General features: G+C 47.8%; 13 protein-coding genes. All 13 read left to right on the top strand.

Translation table 11 applies throughout. The features are described from left to right. Window positions 1-95, top strand: a 95-nt coding sequence (locus DFR44_RS08580; protein ID WP_133620714.1) for an EF-Tu C-terminal domain-related protein, incomplete at its 5' end; no start/stop codon positions are given. A 105-nt stretch (window positions 96-200) separates the two neighbouring features. Beyond that, window positions 201-509 (top strand): 30S ribosomal protein S10, encoded by a 309-nt coding sequence (rpsJ, locus tag DFR44_RS08575; RefSeq protein WP_114561857.1) that lies wholly within the window; start codon window positions 201-203, stop codon window positions 507-509. Between the two features lie 273 nt (window positions 510-782). Next, window positions 783-1,454 (top strand): 50S ribosomal protein L3, encoded by a 672-nt coding sequence (gene rplC, locus DFR44_RS08570; protein WP_133621070.1) that lies wholly within the window; start codon window positions 783-785, stop codon window positions 1,452-1,454. Then, window positions 1,454-2,071 carry a 50S ribosomal protein L4 gene (rplD, locus tag DFR44_RS08565; RefSeq protein WP_133621068.1) on the top strand — a complete coding sequence of 206 codons (618 nt, stop codon included), beginning with the start codon at window positions 1,454-1,456 and terminating at the stop codon, window positions 2,069-2,071. The genes rplC and rplD overlap by 1 nt, the downstream gene beginning before the upstream one ends. Beyond that, complete coding sequence (gene rplW, locus DFR44_RS08560) at window positions 2,068-2,367, top strand: 50S ribosomal protein L23 (RefSeq protein WP_133621066.1); 300 nt, start codon at window positions 2,068-2,070, stop codon at window positions 2,365-2,367. The genes rplD and rplW overlap by 4 nt, the downstream gene beginning before the upstream one ends. Next, on the top strand, window positions 2,367-3,194 hold the full coding sequence (gene rplB / locus DFR44_RS08555) for a 50S ribosomal protein L2 (protein ID WP_133621064.1): 828 nt from the start codon (window positions 2,367-2,369) through the stop codon (window positions 3,192-3,194). Before rplW ends, rplB begins: the two co-directional genes overlap by 1 nt. 10 nt (window positions 3,195-3,204) lie before the next feature. Next, the gene (gene rpsS / locus DFR44_RS08550; protein WP_133621062.1) at window positions 3,205-3,480 is read left to right on the top strand and encodes a 30S ribosomal protein S19; all 276 of its coding nucleotides are present in this window, start codon (window positions 3,205-3,207) and stop codon (window positions 3,478-3,480) included. A gap of 11 nt (window positions 3,481-3,491) precedes the next feature. Then, window positions 3,492-3,821 (top strand): 50S ribosomal protein L22, encoded by a 330-nt coding sequence (rplV, locus tag DFR44_RS08545; RefSeq protein ID WP_133621060.1) that lies wholly within the window; start codon window positions 3,492-3,494, stop codon window positions 3,819-3,821. Between the two features lie 9 nt (window positions 3,822-3,830). Beyond that, on the top strand, window positions 3,831-4,634 hold the full coding sequence (rpsC, locus tag DFR44_RS08540; RefSeq protein ID WP_133621058.1) for a 30S ribosomal protein S3: 804 nt from the start codon (window positions 3,831-3,833) through the stop codon (window positions 4,632-4,634). 2 nt (window positions 4,635-4,636) lie between these two features. Beyond that, entirely contained in the window at window positions 4,637-5,053 is a 417-nt protein-coding gene (rplP, locus tag DFR44_RS08535) for a 50S ribosomal protein L16 (RefSeq protein ID WP_114561849.1), read from the top strand. Between the two features lie 10 nt (window positions 5,054-5,063). Then, a complete protein-coding gene (gene rpmC, locus DFR44_RS08530; RefSeq protein ID WP_133621056.1) occupies window positions 5,064-5,258 on the top strand; it encodes a 50S ribosomal protein L29 in 195 nt (64 codons plus the stop codon). Continuing rightward, on the top strand, window positions 5,255-5,521 hold the full coding sequence (gene rpsQ / locus DFR44_RS08525) for a 30S ribosomal protein S17 (protein WP_133621054.1): 267 nt from the start codon (window positions 5,255-5,257) through the stop codon (window positions 5,519-5,521). Before rpmC ends, rpsQ begins: the two co-directional genes overlap by 4 nt. Window positions 5,522-5,991: 470 nt before the next feature. After that, complete coding sequence (gene rplN, locus DFR44_RS08520) at window positions 5,992-6,360, top strand: 50S ribosomal protein L14 (RefSeq protein ID WP_133621052.1); 369 nt, start codon at window positions 5,992-5,994, stop codon at window positions 6,358-6,360.

Raw genomic sequence — 6,360 nt, 5'->3', positions numbered from 1 at the left:
TCGCTCCAATCGCGATGGAAGAAGGTTTGCGCTTTGCGATTCGTGAAGGTGGTCGTACCGTCGGCGCAGGTGTCGTCGCTAAAATTACTGCGTAAGTAGCATGATGTTTCCACGGGGTGGCGCGCCGCCCCGTGTTCAAGTTAAGTTGTTCTTTATTGTTTGGTGAAAGTTACTCACCTCGTTCTTTAGAAAGTCCTATTATGGCCAGCACTAAAATCCGTATCCGTTTAAAAGCGTTTGACTATCGTTTAATCGACCAGTCAGCGGCTGAAATTGTGGAAACAGCAAAACGCACAGGCGCGATTGTTAAAGGTCCAGTACCTTTACCTACACGCATTCAGCGTTTTGACGTATTGCGTTCGCCTCACGTTAATAAAACGTCGCGTGACCAATTTGAAATTCGTACGCATCAACGCTTGATGGACATCGTTGATCCAACGGATAAAACAGTAGATGCCTTGATGAAACTCGACTTGCCAGCTGGTGTCGATGTTGAAATTAAAGTGTAAAAAGTTGTTGCAATGTCAAATGAAAAGCGCGCCTAAAGGCGCGTTTTTCATTTTATCTAGGTCTGTTTATCATTCTGTTACTGCTGTTTTGTTGTAAAGCTACAAAATCATTCAAAAATAAATAGTTAGCGGTAATCGCGGCTTGCGTATGGCAGTGAATTGTAATATCATACTAAGCTAACCTTTTTGTTTCGATGGGAAAAGGTTTTTTAGAGGCGTCATTAATCAAAATGACGCTAAATGGTAATCTAGCTCGGCCAATCGCAGTCGAGAATGGAGTTTATAATGAGTCACAATGGACTGGGTCTGTTGGGGCGCAAGGTCGGTATGACCCGCATTTTTACTGAGGATGGTGTTTCTATCCCCGTAACAGTGTTGGACGTTTCTGGCAATCGCGTTACCCAAGTTAAGACGCCTGAAGTCGACGGTTATGCCGCCGTTCAGGTAGCCTACGGTACTCGTCGTGCATCACGTGTTGCTAAAGCCCAAGCGGGTCATTTGGCAAAAGCAGGTGTTGAGGCGGGTTCCTTCACTAAAGAGTTCCGTTTGGATGCTGAAGCGCTTGCGCAATTGTCAGCGGGTTCAAGCGTAACTGTTGATATTTTCCAAGCTGGCCAAAAAGTGGACGTTTCAGGCGTTACTATTGGTAAAGGTTATGCTGGTACAATCAAGCGCTACAACTTTGGTTCTGGTCGTGCAACGCATGGTAACTCGCGTTCGCACAATGTTCCAGGTTCAATTGGTATGGCGCAAGATCCAGGCCGCGTTTTTCCTGGTAAGCGTATGACGGGTCACATGGGTGATGTCAGCTGTACTGTACAAAATTTAGAAATCGCTCGCGTCGATGCGGAGCGCGGTTTGTTGTTGGTTAAAGGTGCTGTTCCTGGTGCCAAAAACGGCAACATCGTAGTGCGTGCTGCGGTTAAAGTCAAAGGAGCTAAATAATGGATATTCAGCTCTTTAATGCACAAGGTCAAGCAGGCTCGGTGTCTGCATCGGATGCTGTGTTTGGTCGTGAATATAACGAAGCGTTGATTCATCAAATCGTTGTGGCTTATCAAGCCAACGCCCGCTCAGGTAATCGTCAACAAAAAGACCGTCAAACAGTTAAGCACAGTACCAAAAAGCCATGGGCTCAAAAAGGTACAGGCCGTGCGCGTTCTGGTATGACATCTTCGCCAATCTGGCGCGGAGGTGGACGCGCGTTCCCGAATTCTCCTGATGAGAATTTCACGCAAAAAGTAAACCGCAAAATGCACCGTGCAGCAATGTGCAGCATCTTCTCTCAATTGGCGCGCGAAGGCCGCATGGTTGTGGTAGAAGACTTCAATGTTGACGCGCCAAAAACGAAATTGGTCGCTGACAAATTGAAAGCGCTGGGCACGGATTCAGCCATGATTATCACGGCGGATTACTCTGAGAACTTGTTCTTGGCGGCGCGTAACTTGGTCAATGTTTATGTGTGCGAACCAAAACATGTTGATCCGTTATCGTTGTTGTTTTATGGCAAAGTATTGGTAACCAAGGCAGCGGTTGCACAAATCGAGGAGATCTTGTCATGAATCAAGACCGTTTAATGCAAGTCATCTTGGCGCCGATTGTTTCAGAAAAAAGCACCTTTATCGCTGAAAAAAATGAGCACGTTGCGTTCCGCGTTGTGCCATCTGCGACTAAGCCTGAAATCAAAGCGGCGGTTGAATTATTGTTTAAAGTGGAAGTCGATGCTGTGCGCGTGTTGAACCGTAAAGGTAAAGCCAAGCGTGCAGGTAAACGTATGGGCAAACGCTCAGATGTGCGCATCGCTTACGTGGCCTTGAAACAAGGTCAAGAAATCCACTTTGACGAGGAGGTTAAATAATGGCACTCGTAAAAGTCAAACCAACCTCGCCTGGTCGTCGTGGCCTCGTGAAAGTGGTCAATAAAGAGTTGCACACGGGCGCGCCCCATGCACCTTTGTTAGAAGCACAAAAACAAAAGTCAGGTCGTAACCACCGTGGTGTGATTACCACTCGCCATAAAGGTGGCGGTCACAAACACCACTACCGTGTCATCGACTTCAAACGCAACGACAAAGACGGCATCGTCGCCAAAGTTGAGCGTTTGGAATATGATCCGAACCGTTCGGCCAACATCGCATTGTTGTTGTACGCAGACGGCGAACGTCGCTACATCATCGCCCCACGCGGTGTGTCAGCAGGTCAAGAGCTCGTGAGCGGTGCGGAAGCCCCAATCAAAGCGGGTAACACCTTGCCGATTCGCAACATTCCTGTTGGTTCAACGATTCACTGCATCGAAATGAAACCCGGTAAAGGCGCGCAAATCGCCCGTTCGGCTGGTACTTCAGTGCAATTGATGGCCCGTGAAGGCGTTTACGCGCAATTGCGTTTGCGTTCTGGCGAAGTTCGCCGCGTGCACGTTGATTGCCGCGCGACCATCGGTGAAGTCGGTAACGAAGAGCACGGTTTGCGTCAAATCGGTAAAGCCGGTGCAACGCGCTGGCGCGGTATTCGCCCAACAGTGCGTGGTGTGGTCATGAATCCGGTTGATCACCCGCACGGTGGTGGTGAAGGTCGTACCTCGGCTGGTATGCATCCTGTGTCACCATGGGGTCAGAAAACCAAAGGCTATCGTACGCGTCGCAATAAGCGCACGACCAGCATGATCGTTAAACGTCGCTTTAAATAAGGAGTAGCAAATGGCTCGTTCAGTCAAAAAAGGTCCATTTTGTGACGCTCACTTATTGAAAAAAGTGGAAGCAGCGGTCGCAAATCGTGACAAAAAACCAATCAAAACGTGGTCTCGTCGCTCAACAGTTTTGCCTGATTTCATCGGCTTGACTATTGCAGTGCACAATGGCCGTCAGCACGTGCCCGTCTATGTTTCTGAAAACATGGTCGGTCATAAACTCGGCGAGTTTGCCCTCACGCGCACCTTTAAAGGTCACGCTGCGGACAAAAAAGCGAAGAAATAAGGATAAGCGTTATGGAAACTACAGCTATTTTACGTGGTGTGCGCTTGTCGGCTCAAAAAGGTCGCTTAGTGGCCGATTTGATTCGCGGCAAACAAGTTGAAGCGGCGCTCAACACCTTGGCTTTCACTCAAAAGAAAGCAGCTGTGATCATCAAGAAAGTGTTGGAGTCAGCAATCGCTAACGCCGAACACAACGATGGCGCAGACATCGACGAATTGCGTGTCACACGCATTTACATCGACAAAGGCACGTCGCTCAAGCGCATGTCGGCACGAGCCAAAGGCCGTGGCAACAGCATCGAAAAACAAACCTGTCACATTCACGTGACTGTCGGACAATAAGGAGTCAAGATGGGACAAAAGATTAACCCGACTGGCTTTCGTTTGCAGGTCACCAAGGACTGGGATTCTCGTTGGTATGCCAAAAACAGCGAATTCGCAGCAACCCTCAATGAAGACTTGAAAGTACGCGAGTACCTCAAGAAAAAATTGAAGAACGCTTCGGTTGCGCGTGTTTTGATTGAGCGCCCTGCGAAAACAGCACGTATCACCATTTTCAGCTCACGCCCAGGCGTGGTTATTGGCAAAAAAGGCGAAGACATTGAAGTTTTGCGCTCTGATTTGCAAAAAATGATGAATGTGCCTGTGCATGTGAATATCGAAGAAGTGCGCAAGCCAGAAATCGACGCGCAACTGATTGGTGACGGCATTGCCCAGCAGCTCGAAAAACGTGTCATGTTTCGCCGTGCAATGCGCCGTGCTTTACAAGGTGCGACTCGCATGGGTGCGCAAGGCATCAAAATTATGAGTTCAGGTCGTTTGAATGGTATTGAGATTGCTCGTTCAGAGTGGCAACGTGAAGGTCGAGTGCCTTTGCATACACTCAAAGCGAACATTGACTATGCCACATCAACCGCTTTGACTACTTACGGCATCATCGGCATCAAAGTTTGGGTCTACAAAGGCGATACGCTTTCGCGTAAAAACCTGCCAGGCACAGGCTACGAACACGATGGTAAAGATGATAAAAAACAACCACGCCGCGAAGGCCGTCCAAGTGGCGACCGCAAACGTCGTGATGGCGATGCTCCAGCACGCCGCACCTCAGGTGCGCGCAAACCTGCTGAAGCCAAGCCAGCAAGTGCAGGAGAATAATCATGTTGCAACCCGCACGTAGAAAATACCGTAAAGAGCAGAAAGGCCGCAACACAGGCGTCGCCACTCGTGGTGCCGATGTGTCGTTCGGTGATTTCGGCTTAAAATCAGTGGAACGTGGTCGTATCACTGCGCGTCAAATTGAGGCAGCACGTCGTGCCATGACTCGCCACATTAAACGTGGTGGTCGTATTTGGATTCGTATTTACCCAGACAAACCAATCTCTAACAAGCCTGCAGAGGTGCGTATGGGTAATGGTAAGGGTAATCCCGAGTACTATGTTGCTGAAATTCAACCAGGTAAAATGCTGTACGAGATGGACGGTGTGTCAGAAGATTTGGCGCGTCAAGCCTTCCGTTTGGCAGAAGCCAAATTGCCATTGAAGTGCGTTTTTGTGACGCGCACCATTGGCGGTTAAGGAGAAAAATATGTCAGCAAAAGAATTAATGACCAAAGACACCGCGGCTTTGCAAACTGAGTTGAGCGCATTGTTGAAAACGCAATTTAACTTGCGTATGCAACGCGCCATGCAGCAGTTGGCAGATGTCAATCAGCTCAAAAAAGTACGTCGTGACATCGCTCGCGTGCGCACTATCATGCACCAAAAGGCAGGTCAAAAATGAGTGAACAAACTAAATTAACGCGTACATTGGTCGGTCGTGTGACGTCTAACAAAATGGACAAAACAGTGACTGTGCTCGTTGAGCGTCGTGTAACCCATCCTTTGTACGGTAAAATTATCGTTCAATCGAAAAAGTATCACGCGCACGACGATGCAAATCAATACAATGAAGGCGACCTCGTTGAAATCGCTGAGACTCGTCCAGTATCTAAGACCAAATCTTGGGCTGTGATTAAGCTTATCGAAGCAGCGCGAATCGTTTAAGTTGTTAACGAAGTGCGGTAATAAAACAAAAAAGCCACGTCAAGTCGTGGTTTTTTTGTTTGCTGGGCATGGGTAAAGTTGAAAAACTCTAGTCCGAACCATAAGATGCTTTATTTGAGTCGAAAATGTCTAAGTGGATGCCTATTTACAGTTGTTTGGCAAACATGTTTTTAACGCTCAAAAGGTTTGGTGGTTTGATGCGGTAAAGAAGTTGAGCAAGTAGGCTACCAATAAGGCAAATTGTGGTTTATTCGAAACAAATATGCCTGTTTTATATTTAGTTCTTGCCTAACATGCAGAAAAAGTACTAAAATGGCGATTCTTTGTTAAAGTCGATTGGCAATAGCAAAAAAGTCTAATTCTGGTGGTTCGCAGAATTCTACTCAAGTGCTGCCCTTATAGCCTCAAGTTGTAGGGTGTAGTGAGACCAAAACTGACTGCCTTTAGGTAATCAAGTTGGGAAATATATCATGATTCAGATGCAAAGCAGATTGGACGTCGCCGATAACACGGGCGCTCGTTCGGTAATGTGTATCAAAGTGTTAGGTGGCTCTAAACGCCGCTACGCTGGCGTGGGTGATGTCATCAAAGTCAGTATTAAAGACGCAGCCCCTCGTGGTCGCGTTAAAAAAGGCGAAGTGTATAACGCAGTGGTGGTTCGTACTGCTTCTGGCGTGCGCCGCGCCGACGGTTCGAAAGTTAAGTTTGATGATAACGCGGCCGTATTGTTGAATGCTAAGTTGGAGCCTATTGGCACCCGTATCTTTGGCCCAGTAACTCGCGAATTGCGTGGTGAAAAGTTCATGAAGATCGTGTCTTTGGCGCCAGAAGTGCTGTAA

The organism is Hydromonas duriensis (genome assembly GCF_004363775.1).
Taxonomy (GTDB): Bacteria; Pseudomonadota; Gammaproteobacteria; order Burkholderiales; family Burkholderiaceae; genus Hydromonas; species Hydromonas duriensis.
The sequence above is the reverse complement of the archived record's forward strand: the minus strand, read 5'-3'. Positions and strand labels throughout refer to the sequence as shown.